Source organism: Bacillota bacterium (genome assembly GCA_024653485.1).
Taxonomy (GTDB): Bacteria; Bacillota; SHA-98; order UBA4971; family UBA4971; genus UBA6256.
The window spans coordinates 18759-36635 of record JANLFY010000013.1; the positions used below are offsets into that span (position 1 = coordinate 18759).

The 17877-nt window shown below is 61.7% G+C and carries 13 protein-coding genes and 2 pseudogenes; 2 read left to right on the forward strand and 13 right to left on the reverse strand.

Features of this window, described 5'->3' with window-relative positions:
• Nucleotides 1–106: 106 nt before the first annotated feature.
• Nucleotides 107–493 (reverse strand): annotated as a pseudogene (locus tag NUW12_10335) (4Fe-4S binding protein).
• A gap of 682 nt (nt 494–1175) precedes the next feature.
• On the opposite strand from NUW12_10335, the gene NUW12_10340 reads away from it, so the two are divergent.
• Entirely contained in the window at nt 1176–1514 is a 339-nt protein-coding gene (locus NUW12_10340; protein MCR4403151.1) for a tRNA-binding protein, read from the forward strand.
• A gap of 569 nt (nt 1515–2083) precedes the next feature.
• Complete coding sequence (locus tag NUW12_10345) at nt 2084–3037, forward strand: branched-chain amino acid transaminase (GenBank protein MCR4403152.1); 954 nt, start codon at nt 2084–2086, stop codon at nt 3035–3037.
• Nucleotides 3038–3157: 120 nt separating this feature from the next.
• Here the strand turns inward: NUW12_10345 and NUW12_10350 are convergent, their stop codons facing one another.
• The 12 genes and pseudogenes from NUW12_10350 to NUW12_10405 form a co-directional block, all read right to left on the reverse strand.
• A complete protein-coding gene (locus NUW12_10350) occupies nt 3158–4099 on the reverse strand; it encodes a hypothetical protein (GenBank protein ID MCR4403153.1) in 942 nt (313 codons plus the stop codon).
• Nucleotides 4100–4963: 864 nt separating this feature from the next.
• Nucleotides 4964–5443: pseudogene (locus tag NUW12_10355) on the reverse strand (GTP-binding protein).
• Nucleotides 5440–5997 (reverse strand): ferrous iron transport protein A, encoded by a 558-nt coding sequence (locus NUW12_10360; GenBank protein MCR4403154.1) that lies wholly within the window; start codon nt 5995–5997, stop codon nt 5440–5442. Before NUW12_10360 ends, NUW12_10355 begins: the two are co-directional and overlap by 4 nt.
• A gap of 276 nt (nt 5998–6273) precedes the next feature.
• Nucleotides 6274–7347 carry a zinc-dependent alcohol dehydrogenase family protein gene (locus NUW12_10365; protein ID MCR4403155.1) on the reverse strand — a complete coding sequence of 358 codons (1074 nt, stop codon included), beginning with the start codon at nt 7345–7347 and terminating at the stop codon, nt 6274–6276.
• A 215-nt stretch (nt 7348–7562) separates the two neighbouring features.
• Complete coding sequence (locus tag NUW12_10370) at nt 7563–8804, reverse strand: PfkB family carbohydrate kinase (GenBank protein MCR4403156.1); 1242 nt, start codon at nt 8802–8804, stop codon at nt 7563–7565.
• 91 nt (nt 8805–8895) lie between these two features.
• Nucleotides 8896–10125, reverse strand: a complete 1230-nt coding sequence (locus NUW12_10375) for a zinc-binding dehydrogenase (GenBank protein ID MCR4403157.1) — start codon at nt 10123–10125, stop codon at nt 8896–8898.
• Between the two features lie 35 nt (nt 10126–10160).
• Entirely contained in the window at nt 10161–11015 is an 855-nt protein-coding gene (locus NUW12_10380; protein MCR4403158.1) for a carbohydrate ABC transporter permease, read from the reverse strand.
• A complete protein-coding gene (locus tag NUW12_10385) occupies nt 11008–11892 on the reverse strand; it encodes a sugar ABC transporter permease (protein ID MCR4403159.1) in 885 nt (294 codons plus the stop codon). The genes NUW12_10380 and NUW12_10385 overlap by 8 nt, the downstream gene beginning before the upstream one ends.
• A gap of 146 nt (nt 11893–12038) precedes the next feature.
• On the reverse strand, nt 12039–13286 hold the full coding sequence (locus NUW12_10390) for a sugar ABC transporter substrate-binding protein (GenBank protein ID MCR4403160.1): 1248 nt from the start codon (nt 13284–13286) through the stop codon (nt 12039–12041).
• A gap of 343 nt (nt 13287–13629) precedes the next feature.
• Nucleotides 13630–15003, reverse strand: coding sequence for an FAD-dependent oxidoreductase (locus NUW12_10395; protein ID MCR4403161.1), 1374 nt, complete (start codon nt 15001–15003; stop codon nt 13630–13632).
• A gap of 719 nt (nt 15004–15722) precedes the next feature.
• The gene (locus NUW12_10400) at nt 15723–16763 is read right to left on the reverse strand and encodes a LacI family transcriptional regulator (GenBank protein ID MCR4403162.1); all 1041 of its coding nucleotides are present in this window, start codon (nt 16761–16763) and stop codon (nt 15723–15725) included.
• A 579-nt stretch (nt 16764–17342) separates the two neighbouring features.
• Nucleotides 17343–17582: a Ykof family thiamine-binding protein gene (locus tag NUW12_10405; GenBank protein MCR4403163.1), complete on the reverse strand. Its 240-nt coding sequence runs from the start codon at nt 17580–17582 to the stop codon at nt 17343–17345.
• Nucleotides 17583–17877 lie beyond the last annotated feature (295 nt).

The following is a 17877-nucleotide window of genomic DNA, read 5'->3' on the forward strand; positions in this document are numbered from 1 at the left end:
CGTCCGAAGGCTCGCAAGAAGCCTCGCCCGACAGGCCGTAAGCGACCCCACCTGCTGGCGTGCGAGCAACCCCGCGAGTCGTCGCACCTTCAGCCGTCTGGGCCCGTTCCACGCTCAGCACACCATGTGGACAGAACTTCGCGCAGTACCCGCAGTGGACGCATATCATGGGCTTGGCGGTTTCGTCGTCCCAGAAGACCGCGCCGACTATGCAGGCGTCCCGGCAATGACCGCATCCTATGCACCGCGCCTCATCCAGTCGCACGCCTCCACTGTCACGGACACGGAGCGCGCCCACGGGGCACACCCTTGCGCAGGGCGGGTCGTCGCAAGCCCTGCACACTACGACCGTGAACCCCCGCTCCATGCCTCCGATGGACCTCACCCCGATGCAAGCGCGGGCAAGGCCTCCCTCTCCCAGCCGCCGTGCGCAGGCGAACATGCAACTTTGGCAGCCGACACACCTCTCCGTATCGACCACAGACAATCTCATGAACCATCCGCACCCTTCCAAGGGGAACCGCTCGCGGTACCTAATGGGAGCCGCTTGCGGTACGCATAGGGGCACGTTTCTACATGCATACCCTGCTATCCTCCTCTCTGCCACACATTCCAGCACATATCGGAAGTACACACTCAGGCACTCCGGCCCATTTGCTTCGCTTCGACCGTAAACCCCGCCCAAAGGGGTGGTCGTGTGTGGTCGGCCTCCCCCGTCAGCCTTTGCACTGCATCTGCCCGGCCTCGGTCCCACTGGCGCGCGACTTTGAAGTCGGCAATCGTGCATATGTAACAAGCCGTGTGCCGCCCCTCCAGCGCCATGCTCGGCCGCACCAGGTGGCTGAGTGCACGCGGCTGGGGCAAGAGGCGCCTCCACAGAGGTGAGAGGCTCAACCCTCGCCACGAGAGCATCTCTCACAGCGCCCTGACAGCCTCGCCCGCCCTTGGGTGCGCCGACGCACGCGAGAGGCCAGCTTGGTCGGCCGCCTCCATGATCACCGCCTCCGCGATGATTACGTGGCCATTTCGGGCAAGCCTCGAACACTGCGAAAACACATTGGACTTGACGGTAGGAATTCGCAGCAGAATGGCAGAAAGGGCATAAGTGGTGAAACAAGCGGCGGGCGGCGAGCCGTGAGGGTGGCGCCACCGGGTCAACACGGAGGGGAGAACGCATGGGCCAGATAACGTACGATGACTTTGACAAGGTTGAGATGCGCGTGGGTAGGATAGTGAAGGCGGAACGGTTCCCCAAGGCGAGGAAGCCCGCCTACAAGCTGCTGATAGACTTCGGAGAACACGGAATCAGGCGATCAAGCGCGCAGGTCACGAAGCTCTACTCGCCCGACGAGCTTGTGGGCAGACTGGTTATTGCCGTCACGAATTTCCCTCCGCGCCAGATCGCAGATTTCCTGTCGGAGGTGCTCGTCCTCGGGGTCGCCGTCAGTGACGCGAGCGAGGTCGCGCTCATTCAGCCAGACCGGGAGGTTCCTTTGGGGCGACGAGTCTTCTGACGACACGGCGTCACGCCGGCTCGCGCCTTGCGGAGAGATTTCGCTCGAGGCGACCTTGACACGGCACATGAGTCTTTATACACTTACGGTAATAACTCGGAGCCAGAGTGATCCCCGGGCTTATTGCAGGCAACGGCAGAGAACAGTGATTGGGTGCCGGACCCCTGGAAGTAGACAGCAGAGGGCAGAACGCAGATGGCCGGCAAGTCGCGATGGTTGGTGAGTCGGTGAGTCGCACCTGTCGGATCACGAGCCGCGCTAGCTCGGACCTCGACACGTGCATTTGTCCTCGCTAGCCCGACTGTAGACAGGAGGAAGACCGACCAAGCCAAACGGGACCGCACGAGCAAATCCACCCGCGCCACATAGCGTGCGCCGACCCACGCGCGCCACACAGCGCTCGCTGACCCACTCGCACCGAGCCGTGTCAGCCGACAAGAAGCGTGGTGTCTCGTCCTCGCGTTCCCGAAACCTTGGTGACCACTCTATGGCTCTCGTCAGTCAAGGAGCGGCAAGGCTCCTGCCTGCCGAGGCGCTGACACGACGTGTCCGCATGAGGTGATGTCTTGATGGCATGGGTGGAAGGTAGTTACATCTGGTTCGATGGTGACTTCGTCAAGTGGGAGGACGCGAAGATCCACGTCCTGAGCCACGTCGTGCACTATGGTTCGGGAGTCTTCGAAGGAATCAGGGCTTACAAGACGCCTGCCGGAACAGCCGTCTTCCGCTTGGGCGACCACGTGGCACGGTTGTATGATTCCGCGAAGATATACCGCATGGACATCCCTTACTCACAGGACGAGATTGCCCGGGCGATAATCGAGACCGTCAGGCGGAACGGCTTCGATTCGTGCTACATTAGGCCGTTGGTGTTCAGAGGATATCACGAGCTGGGTCTCAACCCACTTCGCGTCCCCGTGCAGACCATGATCGCCGTCTGGGGATGGGGCTCCTATCTTGCAGCGGGCGCGGGCGCCGACGGCGTGGACGTGGTTGTGTCTTCATGGAACCGCCTTGCTCCGAACACCCTGCCTCCACTGGCCAAGGCGTGCGGCAACTACATCAACTCCCAGCTGATGAAGATGCAGGCCGTGGTAGACGGGTACCACGAGGCGATCGCAGTCGGGACCGACGGCCTCTTGTCAGAGGCTACCGGCGAAAACCTCTTCGTGGTGCGCGGTGGAACAATATACACCCCTCAGCTCGCCTCGTCCATACTCAACGGCATAACCAGGAACACCATCCTGACGCTCGCGCGCGACCTCGGAATTCCGGCCGTGGAACAGCCGCTGCCGAGGGAGATTCTGTACGTTGCGGACGAGGTGTTCCTCACAGGAACCGCTGCGGAGATAACTCCCGTGCGCTCCGTGGACAGAATCCCTGTAGGGAATGGCGAGATGGGCCCGATCACCCGCAGGCTCAAGGACGCCTTCTTCGCCATCATCGGCGGGAAGGCTCCCGATTCGCACTCGTGGCTCACTCCTGTACGGGATGCCGGCGGCCCTGGCCGCTTCGCAAGCTGAACACGAGGTCGAGGCCACGGCTCACTCCCACTCCTCAAGCTCGAGGGCTCAAGCGTTCAAGGGCTCGAGGACTCGAGGGTTAAAGGGCTCGAGGGTTCAAGGGTTCAATCTTTCAATCTTTCAAGCATTGGCCTCGGCTCGGGCGCGACGCCTAAGGAGCCAGGCCACTATTACCAAGACCGAAACCGCCGCGAGCACGAGAACGGCGGAGACCGCCCCCGACAGGACGAGGTTCAGCGCGGTGCCGGCCCCAAGCGCCGCCACAACCATGATGGCCGCGGCTCTTGCCATGTCTGCCGTCCCAAGCTCCCTAAGGAGCACGACGAATGTCGCTGCGCACGGGAAGAAAGCCGTTAGCACGACGCTCGCCACCGCAAGCTGGCGGGCGCTCATGCCGAGCGTCCCGAGCATGCCCACGGCCACGTCCTTCCTGAGGAATCCCATGAGCACGGCAACGGCTGCCTCCGGCGGGAGGCCCAGCAGCCCGCTCAAGACCGGCGCGAGAAGCCTTGTGGAAGCTTCCATGAGCCCGGATGTGTGCAGCAAGTTCACGATGATGACGCCCAGCAGCACATAGGGCACGGCGTCGGCAAGGAAGATCCGCACACGCATCCAGATCTTCTTTGCGAGCCCCCGCAAGTAGGGGAATCGATACGGGGGGATCTCGATGAGCAGGGGCGGGCTCTGACCAGGCAGCGCCGAGTTGAGCACCAGCCCGAGCGAAAGCCACAGCACGAACAGGGTTCCGTAGATGTACGCAAGGTACGAGCCGCCATGTCTTCCGACGAGCCCCACGATCATCGCGCTCTGGGCCATGCAAGGCACGCCAATGGACAGCGTCGTCGCGGCTATGAATTTCTCCCGTCTGCTCTCAAGGACGCGCGTGGCCAAGACTGCAGGGACGTTGCATCCCAAGCCCAAGATCGTGGGAACGACCGCATAACCGTGCATGCCCAAAACGTGCATGAGACTGTCCAATAGCACCGCCAGGCGCGGGAGGTATCCGACATCTTCCAGGATGCTCAACGCCACGTAGAACGCCAGCACGTATGGGAGCACCATCGCGATCGGCACGTACAGCCCTGTTGTAAGAAGGCCTAGGGATTCCACGAAGTCAACTCGTCCGTCGACGAGGTGGCCGATGAGCAAACCTCTGACAAACCCAGCGGGACTCAGCATGGCATCGAGCTTCATGACAAGAGGTCTTACCAGGCTCTCGAAGACCGGATCGAACACGTACGAGATCAGGCCCTCTCCGATCAAGCGGATGACCACGAACGAGAGAGACAGCACCGCCACCGCCATGATAATCCCGCTGACCGGCCTCATGCTGGTGTCCTCGAGGATGTCGCGCACAGAGTGGTGCCGATGAGCGATGGATTGCACCTCTCGGGTGATGCGGCCAACCTCAGCCCAGCGTTCGTCGGTCGTCAGCGTATCGCTCGCGCGCTCGGCAGACGCAGGACCGCCGGCTCGCGCTGGCGTGTGGCCCGCCGGCTGTCCCGGCGAATGCAACGATTGCGCGGCAGGCCCGGCAAAGGACGCGCGTCCGGCAAGGGACGTGTGTCCGGCAAGGCACGCGTGCCCGGAGGTGTAGACGGATGTGTAGCGGCGCGGGACGATTACTCTGCCTCTCCCCATCGTAGCGCCGCTCGCGTCTTTGCCCACCGCGGCGCCCGCAATGCTCGTGGCGCCAGCCTTAGCTCCAAGGCCCGCGTCTGCGGTCGCGCCACCTTCTGTGCCGACTCCCGCAGCTGAAGCTCTATCGTCCGAACGCACCCGCTCACGCGCTCCTGCGCCAGCCGTCGGCCGAACCCCCGCACCCACGCCCTTGTCCCCGACTTCAGCTGCCATTCCTTCGGCGGGCCCGACTCGTTTCCTGACCTGCGGTCCGGGTCCGGAGCGACCGGAGCGGCGCGCCCCCTCCTCGCCGATTCTATCGAGCAGCACGTCCACGCCCTCTCCCGTCAGGGCCACCGTCGGAACGACGGGCACTCCGAGGAAGGCTTGCAGCTTGTCCACATCGATGGAGATTCCCTCATGCCGTGCTTCGTCCCACAAGTTGAGCGCTACGACCAGCGGAACCTCCCTCTCAAGCAGCTCGAGGGTCAAGTGGAGGTTGCGCTCCAGGTGAGTTGCGTCGACCACGTTCACGACGACATCTCCATCCTCGAGGCTGTCCAGCAGGGTGACCGCCACCTCCTCGGCCTTGCATGTAGGCTCAAGGCTGTATGTCCCCGGGACGTCGATGACTTCCGCCTTCTCGCCGCTCCTCAGACGTGTCACGCCCTTCATGAATTCGACGGTGGTGCCGGGATAGTTGGACGTAATCACCTGAGTGCCTGTGAGGCGCGAGAAGACAACGCTCTTGCCTACGTTCGGGTTGCCCATCAGGAGGATCTTCATGCACCTTCACCCCCTGGCCTCAGTGCGGCCTTCGCGTCTCTCGCCATTGCGCGCACTCCGCTGCTGCTGCTGGCTCCGTGCTCTTCGTCTGTGCTCTTCGGTAGGGCGGCGCGCTTGCCTTGGCGCGCTTGCTCGCGGGAGCCACATCCTCGTGGGAGGGATCCGCACCCATTGGAGTCGGGTGCGCGCCCGCCTTGACGGTCCTGGAGAGGATGGCTGCCTTGACTGGCCTGGCTGGATTGGTTGGCGTTGTGGCTGGATTGGTTGGCGTCGTCGGTCCCGCCGGCCCCGCTGCCCTCGCCGGCCCTATCGATCGGCCTGACCAGCACCTTGCTTGCCATGCCGTACCCCATCGCCACCTTTGTGTCGTGGACTTCTACGGTGACCGGCCCACGCAGGAACAGCGAACTTACCTTCCGAAGCTCAGCCCCCTGTCTGATACCCAATGCCTCGAGACGCGCCACCAAGCCGTGCCCTCCGAGGATCTCCACGACTTGGACTGTCTCACCTGCGCGTGCGTTCACTAGAGAAATCAGCCGTGTGTTTCCTCCCACCACTTCTGGTCCCCCACTCCCTGCTTCTTTCTCGGCGCTTTCAATGCGTGTCCAGCGCGTGTCCAGCGCATGTCCAATGTATGTCCAGTGCGCGTTCAATGCGCGTTCAATCTTGCACCCAGTCACTGATCCTGTTGACAAGACTGAGAATCATTCTCACTTCCATTCTACGAGCTCACGCCTTGCCTGTCAACAGGGGAAATGACGTCGTTCACCGTGAGTGGCACCGGTCTCTCGTCATCGGCATCGCCGAGGCCTCGCCGTCACTTGGCTAGTTCAGTCGCGCCGCGCATCCATGCTCACGAGGGTTTTCGCGCCACCGCCTGAGGGGCCGGAGGACAGCACAGAGGGCAGACGGTCCAGGGGAACGATCCTCTCCACTAACGGCTCGACGTCTACCGCGCCGTGCGCGAGGAGAGATATAGCCCTTGAGAAGGTAAACGGGTTGACGTAAGACCCTTGGAGTCGGAGTTCCTTCTTGTAGATAGTGAATGGACTTATCGTCATTCTCGCGCTCTCCGGAGCAACGCCGAAGAGCAACACGCAGCCGCCTCTAGCGGCGATCCGAACGGCCGCCTCAACGGTCTCCGGTCGTCCGACCGCCTCAATCACCACGTCAGCGCCGGCAGGCGCCACCACGCGCACCTGCTCTTCCAGGTCCGATGACACGGGATCAACGGTGAGGGTCGCACCAAACTCCAGCGCAAGCTCCCTCTTTCGCGGCGCAGGCTCGCTCACGATGAGAGTCGTCGCTCCGCTCCTCTTGGCGAGCTGAAGAAGGATGAGTCCGATGGTGCCTCCGCCAAGCACTACTACGGTGTGGCCCGGCATTATGCCGGCCAGGTCGATGCCATGGACACAGCATGCTACGGGCTCCACAAACGCTCCCTGGACCGCTGACATGTGGGCTGGGATGACGTGACATTGCGCGATGGGAGCGATGGAATACTCTGAGAACCCCCCATCCACGGTGACGCCTAGCGCCTCCAAGGACTCACAGAGGTGGACCTTGCCCAGCCCGCAATGGTGGCACCGCCCGCAAGCCATGTTCGGGTCAACCGCCACCCTGTCGCCGGGCTCCAGGCCCGCGACTCCCGTGCCCAGAGCGACCACCGTTCCGCAATACTCGTGCCCGAGGATGACGGGCGGCCTCGCCGGCGCCTCGCCTCGGAATATGTGGAAATCCGTGCCGCACACCCCGCACGCCTCCACGCGAACCAGGACCTCACCCGGCCCCGGCGAGGGAACATCGCGCAGCTCGAGGTCAATCTGTCCCGGCCCCCGGAACACGGCAGCCGACATCTTGCCGAAAGTTCCGTACATCTCAATCACGTCCTTCAAGTTCTTCAATGCGGTCATCTCACGCGCTCGCGAGATCGACACGCTCACTTACGAGACGCCCATCGGCTACGCTCCTAGCGACGGTAGCGCGGGCTCATTCATGCATTCATGCAATTCTGCCTTTCTACTGCCTTTGAGAACTGAGAACGGCTCGTTCATTCGTCCAAGGCGCTCGCAACATAGGCTCGCCCATTCATTCAACGAGAGCGCTGAAAGCCGCCCTCTCACTCATCCAAAGCGTTCGTCGGCACATTGCGACCGGCGCGCTCATTCGACACGTTTGCGAGGAACGTCCGCACCTCATCCATCGTAGGAAGTGCCGGAATGGCGCCCAGCTTCGTGGTGCACAGTGCACCCACCGCATTCGCGAGCGTGAGCGCCCGGCGCCATTGGGCCTCGCAAAACATACGGAGCGACACTCCGGATGTGGGCGTCATCATCGCCCTCTCTGTCTTTGTCTTATCGATGCCTCCGCGACCGCCGCTGCTCGCAACGCCACGCGAGACCGGCTCAGCGTCGCCGACAACCTCGGCGACGCCCTGTCTCGGGGTCACGCCCTCTCTCGGGGCGACGCCGGCGCTCGCAGCCTGCGCCCCCACGATCGAGGTCGCGGCGGCAGCCTCATCCACGAGACCCACCAAGAGGCCGGCGACGAAGGCATCGCCTGCGCCGGTCGTGTCCACCGTTCGGACGTCAAACCCCGGGACTTCTAGCCACAAGCCGCCACATTCGGAGCGGCCCGAAGGGCCACCGACGGCGAGCGCGCACCCGAGCCGCCCGCGCGTCACAACTATGGCGCACTCTGCCGGCACGGCGCGACGCAGCCTTCGAACGCCGTCGGCCACGTCATCCGCGCCCGTGAGAAAGGCCAGCTCTTCTTCGCTGACCTTGATGAGGTCAGCCCAACGGGCGGCAGCGAGAATGGTTGCGCGCGCCTCGTCCGGCGTGGGCCACAACGGGAGCCGCAGGTTGGGATCGTAAGACACCAACGCTCCGGAAGCTCGAGCCGCTTCCACAGCAGCCAGCGTCGCCGAGCGCGAGGGTTCCGTTATGAGTGAGATGGATCCGTGATGGAACACCCTAGCCTCTCGAATGACGCTCGCGTCGACCTCGCCGGGATCGAGAAGCATGTCGGCGCTGGGATGCCTGTAGAACATGAACTCGCGCTCTCCGTCAGGCCGAAGCGAAACGAAGGCCAGCATGGTTCTGGCCTTGTCCTCGTACCTCACTCCACGTGTGTCGACGCCTTCCCTAGCGAGGGTTTCACCCAAGAAGAGGCCGAAATCATCCCTGCCAACCTTGCCGATGAAGCCAGACGTGCGGCCGAGCCGCCTCACTCCGACCGCGACGTTCGCCGGGGCGCCTCCCGGAGCCTTCGTGAACGCCGGCGCGTCCTTGATAGACGTCCCGGTCGTGACCGAAACGAAGTCTATGAGAAGCTCTCCCATCGTTACTACGTCGATCAACGCATCATCTACTCCCCCAAACAACGCGAGCGGCCCGGCCGGGCCGGGTGCCGCGTGGCACTCGTGTCTCGGTCGTGTCTCGACAGCCGCGCTAGATCGTGATCAGCACCTTCATCGCACCACTTGCTGGGTCGGACGCTGTCTCGAACGCCCGCTGCGCCTCCTCGAAGCGGAACCTATGGGTCACAAGAGGAGCCACGCGCACGAGCCCCTCCCCGACAAGCCTTGCCGCCTCGGAGAAGTCATCAAGGGTGTACATTAGACTGCCTACTAGCTCGATCTCCCTGTCCTGGACCAAGCCCATGGGAACCGGCACTTCCTCTTCGAAGACCCCCACCACGATCGCTCTCGTGCCCTTCCGGTTAGCGAGGATGGCTTGACGCACCGTGGAACCGATGCCGACGCACTCGAACGAGAGATCGACGCCGTCGCGTCCGAACTGCTCGTGAATCCTTGTCACAGGGTCAACCTCGCGCACGTCTATCGTGTGGTCCGCGCCCAGCTTGCGGGCGAGCTCGAGACGCCGTTCGTTTACATCGGTGACTATGACCTCGCGCGCCCCGTATGCCTTGAGCACCTGGACGACGGCAAGCCCTATAGTGCCGCTGCCCAGCACCAACACGCGCGCGCCGCCCACACCGGCACCGGCCCGCCTCACCGCGTGGACGCCCACGGCGACTGGTTCTATCATTGCCCCGTCCTCGAACGAAAGCCCCTCCGGCAGGGGCACCAGGAAATCGGCCGGAACGCGCGCGAACTCCGCTAACGCACCGTCAGCCTGGCACCCTATTACGCGCAGGGAAGCGCAGATGTTGTACCTGCCGTGCCTACAGTTATAGCACGTGCCACACACGAGCGACGGCAGTCCGGTCACGGGCCTACCAATGAGCTTTCTAGCGGCTTCGGCTGACGCCGCTGACGCGTTCACGCTGCCCGCTGCTGACCTATCCGCGGCCTGGTCGGCCGCCTCCTGCGCGGCCTCCCTCTGCTCGGTCGCCTTCTGAGCAGCCGCCTGCCGATCAGCCGCCTTCAGCGCATCCGCCTCGACGATCTCTGTTATTATCCCTGTCGCCGTCGCCTTTCGCGCGCCCAACTCCGCGCCACGTCCGATAGGGCCGACGTCCCGGACAATGCCCGAGAACTCATGCCCTGGCACTATCGGACACGAGATAAACGGGTGCTTGCCACGGAAAGCGTGAACGTCGGACCCACACACTCCGACGACCTTCACCTCGACGAGCGCCTCGCCCTCGCCCGGCGCCGGTGCCGGGACGTCCTCAAGACGCAGGCTCCCAGGCCTAACCATGTTCATTCGCTTCATGTCCCTGACACTCCTCCTCATCGGAGACTCACTCTTCACGCCTTAAGGGCCCCTCCTGTGAGGCCAGCGATGAACTGCTTCTGAGCTCCAAGGAAGATCAATATTATCGGCAAGGTAGATAGGAAAGCGCCTGCCATCAACATCCCATACTGAAGGTTCCACGGGTCCGCGTAAAGTGTCGCGAGTCCGAGAGGAAGAGTCATCATCTCCCGCGACTTGAGCATGATAAGCGGCCAGAAGTACCCGCTCCACGAGTTCAGCCACAGATAGATCCCTAGGACCCCGAGACCCGGTCTCGCAAGCGGCAGTCCGATTCGAAGATAGATTTCAAATTCGGAACAACCATCTATCCTCGCCGCCTCCAGGAGCTCCCGTGGCAAGGTGGACGCGATGTACTGCTTCATCAAGAAGATGCCGAAGACGTTCATGGAATACGGCAGGACAAGCGAGGAATAGGTATCGATCATCCTAGCGGAGACCATGAGCCTGAAAACGGGTATTATCGTGACGATTTCTGGAATGGCCACGGAGACAAGCACGGTCCAGAACAGAAGCGTCTTGCCTCTGAACTCATACACTGCGAAGGCAAAGCCGGCAAGGGAACAGATGACCAGGCCGAGGGCCAACGAAAGGACGCTCACCGTGCCGCTATTGACGAGCCACCGCACGAAGTGCGTCTCCCTGAAGAGCTTCACGTAGTTGGCCATGGTCGCGCTCGCCGGAAACAGAGACGGCTTTGGGTTGAAAAACTCCCCCATGTCCTTGAGCGAGCTCACGAGCATCCAATAAAACGGCAGTAGGATCACTATAGCCATCGTCAGCATTACAAGGTGCATGAATAGCAGGGCACAAAGGCCTCTCCCACGTTTCCCGATGATCATCTTAGGCATCTCTCTCTCCCAGTCTCTTTACGTACAGCACGGACGCGCCCATCATCAGAAGGGTCATCATGTATGATATGGCGCAGCCTCTGCCCAGATTGCCCTCGAGGAAGCTGGTCTGGTAGAGGTAGATCTGAAGCATGAGCGTCGCATCGGCCGGGCCACCTTGAGTGAGAATCCAGGGCTCGTCGAAGATCTGGAACGACAGTATCGTGGACATGATGAGAACGAATAGCAGCATCGGCTTGAGGAGGGGCAATGATATGCGAGTAAACACTGTCCAGGCGGAAGCCCCGTCAACCTTCGCCGCTTCGTATACGTCCTTCGGGATGCTGGCCAACCCTGCGAGGAAGTACGCGCAATAGTATCCCGTACCCCTCCATACTCTCATCAGTATGATGGCCCACATCGCAAGGGATGCGTTGCTGAGCCACCGGACTCTGAGCCCGATTCCCAGGTACTGCAATAAGACGGCCAGCAGCCCCGAGCCCCTTGCCAAGATTAGGTCGAAGACCATGGCAACTACCGGTAGGGACATGGTTATGGGCATGAAGTAGGCTGAGCGGTAGAACCCCTTGCCCTTGAGAAGCGATGAATCCAATGACACAGCCAGCAAGAGTGCGAGGGTAATCATGATTGCATTGTAGACGACCACGAAGTACAAGGTGTTATACGTCGCAGTCCAAAACCGGCCGTCTTTGAAGACTCGCAAGTAGTTCTGGAAGCCAACGAACACAGCTTCGTTCATGCCGCTCCATTTCGTGAAGCTGACGACAAGCGACCAAACTATAGGCCCCACGCGGAACGCCAGAAAGAACACGAGAAACGGAAGGAGAAACACGTACGGTGCAAGGCGTTTGTCGATAGTCAAGGACACTTGCTTCATCAGAGCTGCCTCCGCCGGATGGCCCCGGCCCGGGCCGGGGCCATCCGCACTCGTTGCTAATCGCGGCCCTAGAGGATAACTCTACTGCACCTGCTCATACTCATTCAACCGCTATACTCATACAGCCGTTCATTTCACCCATGGGCCTAGCGGTTCGTCTCATCTATGAGCTCGGCCTCTATTGCTGCCCTGGCTGCTGCCGGGGTCACCTTTCCGGCGAACATCAGGTCGAGCTGCTTGCCGATGATCCTCTCCGTGATGGCCCAGTCGAAGTAGTAGAAGGGTTTCACCGGATTGATCATCTTGTAGACGTTGTCGCCGCCGTAGTAGGGATCCCCGAGCGAATAATGGTTGTCTTTGTAGGCCGGTGAGTATGCGGGCACGGCGTTCCATGTCTTGCTCGCCCAAACCTGCCCCTGCACCGTGCCTGCCACCCACTTGGCGAAGGTCAGCGCGGCATCCCTCACCTTTGACTGCTTGGGAACGGCCAGTACCGTTCCGCCCCATATGCCCGTGGTCTGCTCTTTCTTGTCCGACCATCTCGGGAAGGGCATCACGCCCCAATTCCCTGACAGCTCGGGCATGTACTGCCGGATGTTCGCTCCCTCGGCGACGTTCATCGGCCAGCACGCAAACTGGCCCGCTTTGAACGCACCCCAGAACTCAGGCGTGAAGAAGGTGATGCCCTCTGCGAAGCCGTTCTTGTATAGGTCGTTGAGCCACTGCAGGGTATACTCTAGCTCCTTGTTGTTCCTGATGACCTTGCCCTCTTGGGTATAGATGTTCCCTCCGCGGGAGTGCAGGTACATCACGAGCGCATTCGCGCCCCACCCGCCGGCCGGATAGAACAAGGGCATCATGGTTACACCGTTCTTCTTCAGAACCGCGGCTGCCTTGGCGAAGTCGTCCCACGTGGCAAACGGCGCTTCTATCCCATACTTCTTGAAGATGTCCCTCCGGTACCAAATCACCGCGGGGCTAACATCCGCCGGAAGTCCGTACATCCTTGAATTGTAGCTTACCGCTTCTATCAGGTTCGACGGATAGCCATCCTTTATGTCTTTGACTGCGTCGGTCACGTCCACGAGTTTGCCGGTGGTCGAGAAGAGGCTGAAGTGCCTCGCCATGAGCTGTATGACGTCGGGCGCTCCCGTGCCAGAGGAGAGTGCTACGAGGAACTTGTTCTGCGCGTCATAGGCCCCCATCTTCACGTGCTCCACCTGAATGTTCGGGTGAAGTCGATTGAACTCCTCAACCAACGCCTCGTTGCTGAGCCACGTCCAAAACGTCACCTTTACCTTCTCTTGGGCTTGAGCGAACGACACTGAAGACAAGAGCACGAGGACAACCAGACTAAGCAACAGCGTTCGCGCACTCCCGTTCATTTTCGACATCGTAACTCGCCTCCCTTTCTTCGTCTTCGTTCTCCATATTGCCTGTTGCTGTGTAATTCTAGATGCTCTGCGCGCCCAGCACGGCATTTCCTGAGTTCCCTGCGTTCCCTGTGCGGCGCCCCCTGCGTGTCCCGCGCGGCGATCCCCGCATTCCTCGGGCAGTGGTCCCCGAGTTCCTGCCGCGATGTAGCGTGACCTCGCCGAGCGAGCCTCCGACGTCCCGCCCGCTTTCGTCAACTCCATCGCTTTCATCAACTCCATGGGGGGGTTATCGACTTCGCCCACTGGACACCGGACATACTGGACACCGGACACTGATGGGACGACCCGGACGACCAGTTGATCAGCCCAGGTATACTCCTTGTTCTCTCAGGAGATCCCGAAGCCTGGAGACGTCCACCCGGCGCGGGACGACTCCTGACTTGACCGCCAAAGCGGCCGCCGTGCCTGCCGCCTGTCCCGTTCCTATGCAGCACGGCATCACCCGGAACGCTGACGAGGCCTCAGAGGTGGCAGAGATCGGCCGTCCCGCTACCAGGAGATTCTCGACCGAAAGAGGCACGAGAGACCTGTACGGAATGCCGTACCACCTACCGCTGATGACCGTGTATTCGCCACTCTCGGCATCCTTGGAATGGATGTCCACGGAATTGGAAGCAAGCAGGATGCTGTCGTCGAACATCCGACAACCCAGCACGTCTTCCTTCGTGACGACGTACTCCCCGACAATATGTCTCGTTTCTCGTATCCCAACCACAGCCGCGGTGTCCATGAACCGCGCGCGTTCACATCCCGGTATTCGGGACTTTATGAACTCGAAGACCTTCCTAGCCTGCCTTCTGCCCTCTATCTCCGCCCTCGTCACATCTCGGGCGTTAGTCCCGTCGATGTTGAGTATCCTAGTCGTGTTGACCCTCCACTCCCCCGGATTGGGCGTCTCGTACATGTTGATCTCGCCCCGGGGGACGTCCCACTCACCTCTCTCTCGAGCCTCTTCGACGAGCCAGCTAAAGGGGCCATGGAATGGTTTTCCAACGAGAGTTCGATTCTCCTCAATGTACGCCTTGACTTTCTCGGAATCCACGTTGCAGATCCTGAAGAACATGGTCGCCGGCTGCATCCCGTGATCGCTCTGCCTGCCCAGGACGGTGGGAGCCCCAGACCACTCCGCCACGTCCGCATCCCCCGAACAATCAACGATGACGGCTGCCTCTATCGCCTGGAGACCTGACTTGTTGGCAGCCACGACACCGGTCACTCGATCTCCCTCTTTGATGACGTCCAGGCACTGAGTGTGAAGAAGCAGCTCCACGCCTGATTCGAGAACCATCTCAGTGGCAACGAGTTTGAGCCATTCGGGGTCGAAGGGAGTGACGTGGTCGTGCCCGGGGATGATGAAAGCACAGTAGGACGTGCCGCGGCGAACCTTCGAGGGATGAATGGCGCCCCCTCGCTCCTCGAGTCGCCTGACCAGTTCCTCGAAAACACCCCTGATTATCTGCGTGTCCCCTGTAGCGTCGAAGCTCGTCATGAACGGGCCCACCAGTCCTACAGTCGCCATGCCTCCAATGCATCCATGCTTCTCGATGAGCATGGTCTTGGCTCCGTTCCGGCTCGCGGCAATCGCTGCAGCAAAACCAGATGGTCCACCGCCGACTACTAGAACATCGACCTCTTGTCCAACCGGGATCGTCTTGTTGAACGAATACGTGCGCATTCTCTGCCCCTCCAAGAGTCCTCCAAGAGTCGGAAGCACAACTCGTGTCGCCCGTGTGTCGTCGCAGAGCGCGTCGCCACGCGTGTCGCTTGCGCGTCCTCGGCGGCCGTGCAGCTGGGCGCGCTGTCTGCGCACCCAAGGTTGCGGTGCCGCCGGGAGCATTGCTTGCGTACCCACGGTGGCTGTGCCGCCAGGTGCGCTGCCCGCGCACCCAAGGTTGCCGCGCCGCCCTGCGCGTTGCTTGCGCACCCACGGTAACGGTGCGGCCAGGCGCGCGTTTACCGCGCATCCTCGGCGCATCCTCCGGGATCGCACCGCCGCCTGTGAGACTTATGCACAGCAGCGCGTGACCGAACCGCGAGACCTGGTCAACTACCACCCCCTCCGTCACCGCCGACTCCTCTGCCAACTCCTCTGCCGACTCCTCCTGCGCTGCCTCCAAGGCGGTCCGCCGGACGGTCTACACCACGGTCTACGAGCCCGGTCCGCTATCGCGCTGACCGCCTCGCGCGCACGACGACTTCTTTACACGGCCGCCTCGCGCGCTCCACAGATCTGCCCGGCCGGCAAGCGTCATGCATGACAGCTCGCGTGGCTGCCTGGCGTGCCAGGCCGCGCAACTTCGAACGTTCGTTCACCCCCGGGACGATGAGCGTGAACGATCGGCATGAACCTAGTTGCGTGCGTGCGTTCGTGAGCTTCTGCGTCCACTGCCGCGTCTATCGCCCCGGGGGAATGCTTGGTTTCAGACTTGCCCCGCACGACTCTCTCACTATGAGCTGCGGCTTGAGGCGGACCACTACCGGCCGACTCTCACTCGCGGTTCGTTCGCTCAGACGTTTGAAAAGCCTTTTCGCGGCGCGCACGCCAATCTCGTAAGTCGGCTGCGCGACCACGGTCAGCGGCGGGTCGATGATCGGCGTGGACTCGAATTCGTCGAAGCCAACCACCGCCATTTGGTCGGGCACTTTGATCCCCGCTTCGCGCAGCGCAAGCATTGCGCCGATGGTGAGCAGGTTGTTGCTGGTGAAGACGGCTGTTGGCCTTACGCCGGGCGGCAGAGACAAGAGCGCTTGGGTCTGCCGCCTCCCGCCTTCGATTCGCGAGTTCCCGCGTGCGATGACTCGTTCGTCTGGCTCTATCCCGAAATCCGCAAGCGCCTTTCGGTAGCCTTCTTCGCGCTCCTGAGACGTTGAGACGCTCTCAAGCCCAGTGATGATGCCCACGCGCCGGTGACCGAGGCGGAGCAGGTGCGAAGTAGCAAGGTACGCCCCGGCTACGTTGTCTATGAGCACAGCGTCGACCTTCATCCCGGGGAGGTGGCGGTCTATGAAGACCACGGGGATTCCGTGGCGCCCGAACGCCTCCACGCTTGCTTGAGCGTTCCCTGTCGGCGCCATTATGACACCGTCAATCCGGTTGCCTATTAGGACCTCCACGTAGGAACGCTCTTTCTCGGGGTCTTCATCGGTGTTGCAGAGAAGGAGATTCAGGCCGCCTTCCTTGACCACGTCCTCAACGCCACGGACCAGCGACGTGAAGAACGGGTTGGAGATGTCGGAAATCATGAGCGCGATCATGAAGCTCCGGTTCTGCCTGAATGAGCGCGCAAGGTTGTTCGGGCGGTAGTTGAGCTCCGCCATTGCCCGCTTCACGCGCTCCTTGAGCTCCTCCGCAACGAATCCGGATTCATTGATGACCCTGGAGACCGTGGCGGTCGACACTCCGGCCAGCCGCGCCACCTCGCGGATGTTGGCCATCACACCACCCCTCGGTGCAGTCCGTCTGCCATTAATCCATGTGCCGCCGATGGACGGCTCTCGATGAGCTGCTGTCGATGAACGGCTGTTCCGGTCTGCTGGTCCGCGAATTCATCAATCCGTCTGCCGTCCGCCCCTCTGTCCGTCCAGAAAGATTCCTTCCATCGAGATACCGGTTACGTAACCGGTTACGTAACCGGTATCTTCTCCTTCGACACGTTTGGCAGATCTCCTTCACGCCAAAGATCTTTTTTCGAATGTCACACATCGCGGTGGGCAGTCGCGCAATGATAGGAAGCCGGCTAGCGGAAACACATACGGGAAGAGTCAAGACGGAGAAGAGGAACCGGGAGGCAGGATAGAGGGGCCGGAGCGGGAGGCAACGTGAAGACCCGCAGCTAAGATGCGGCGCGAGAAAACGAAGCGGCGCGAAACGGAGGCGAGGCGATGGAATGGGAAGCTAAAGCGGCGAGGCAAAGAGGTGAAGCGGATGGGTAAGTCGGAAAGCTGAGGCGACGAGAACGGGCGGTCACCACTTGAGCGGTCGCCACTTGGCCGGATCGTCACGACACCGACCCATCACACGGTAGAGTTAGCGAGGGTTACAACCATCGCCACTTCCTTGCCATGGCCGCACGCCCGCTCGAACATTGACCGAAGGGCGTGCCAAACCTCGTCCTCGCTTCCAGATATCCTCGTGCTCAGCGGCCCTACGTCGTAGGATAGCCCTCCTGCTGCAAGGGCAGTCAGAGACGCGTTGATGATGTCATCGGATCGTGGAGTCTCCATGGGATATAGTGATACCTCGGCTGTGATCATGTCGGTACCTCCCATCCGAGCTCTGCTGCTGCGAAGCGCTGCGGCAGCGGGTGCAACGCGCCGCGGCAGTGGCCCCAACGCGCCGCGGCAGTGGCCCCAAAGCGCCGCAGCGACGGCCGCAGAGTGCCGCCGTAGCGGCTGTAAAGCGCCGAAGCGGCGGCCGGCCGCACTGTGCAACTGCGAAAGCTTGAGGCGCCTGAAGCTGCTGTTCCGCAGCTTTGCCTCTGCGGGGCTTCGCTCCTCCGGAGGTTCGCTTCTCCCGAACTTCGCTTCTCCGGGGCTTCGCTGCTGCGGA

Coding starts and splice junctions, on each gene's coding strand:
- NUW12_10340 (MCR4403151.1), top strand. CDS start 1,176: ATGGGCCAGATAACGTACGATGACTTTGACAAGGTTGAGATGCGCGTG.
- NUW12_10345 (MCR4403152.1), top strand. CDS start 2,084: ATGGCATGGGTGGAAGGTAGTTACATCTGGTTCGATGGTGACTTCGTC.
- NUW12_10350 (MCR4403153.1), bottom strand. CDS start 4,099: ATGGTGCTCCCATACGTGCTGGCGTTCTACGTGGCGTTGAGCATCCTG.
- NUW12_10375 (MCR4403157.1), bottom strand. CDS start 10,125: ATGAAGCGAATGAACATGGTTAGGCCTGGGAGCCTGCGTCTTGAGGAC.
- NUW12_10380 (MCR4403158.1), bottom strand. CDS start 11,015: ATGCCTAAGATGATCATCGGGAAACGTGGGAGAGGCCTTTGTGCCCTG.
- NUW12_10385 (MCR4403159.1), bottom strand. CDS start 11,892: ATGAAGCAAGTGTCCTTGACTATCGACAAACGCCTTGCACCGTACGTG.
- NUW12_10390 (MCR4403160.1), bottom strand. CDS start 13,286: ATGTCGAAAATGAACGGGAGTGCGCGAACGCTGTTGCTTAGTCTGGTT.
- NUW12_10395 (MCR4403161.1), bottom strand. CDS start 15,003: ATGCGCACGTATTCGTTCAACAAGACGATCCCGGTTGGACAAGAGGTC.
- NUW12_10400 (MCR4403162.1), bottom strand. CDS start 16,763: ATGGCCAACATCCGCGAGGTGGCGCGGCTGGCCGGAGTGTCGACCGCC.
- NUW12_10405 (MCR4403163.1), bottom strand. CDS start 17,582: ATGATCACAGCCGAGGTATCACTATATCCCATGGAGACTCCACGATCC.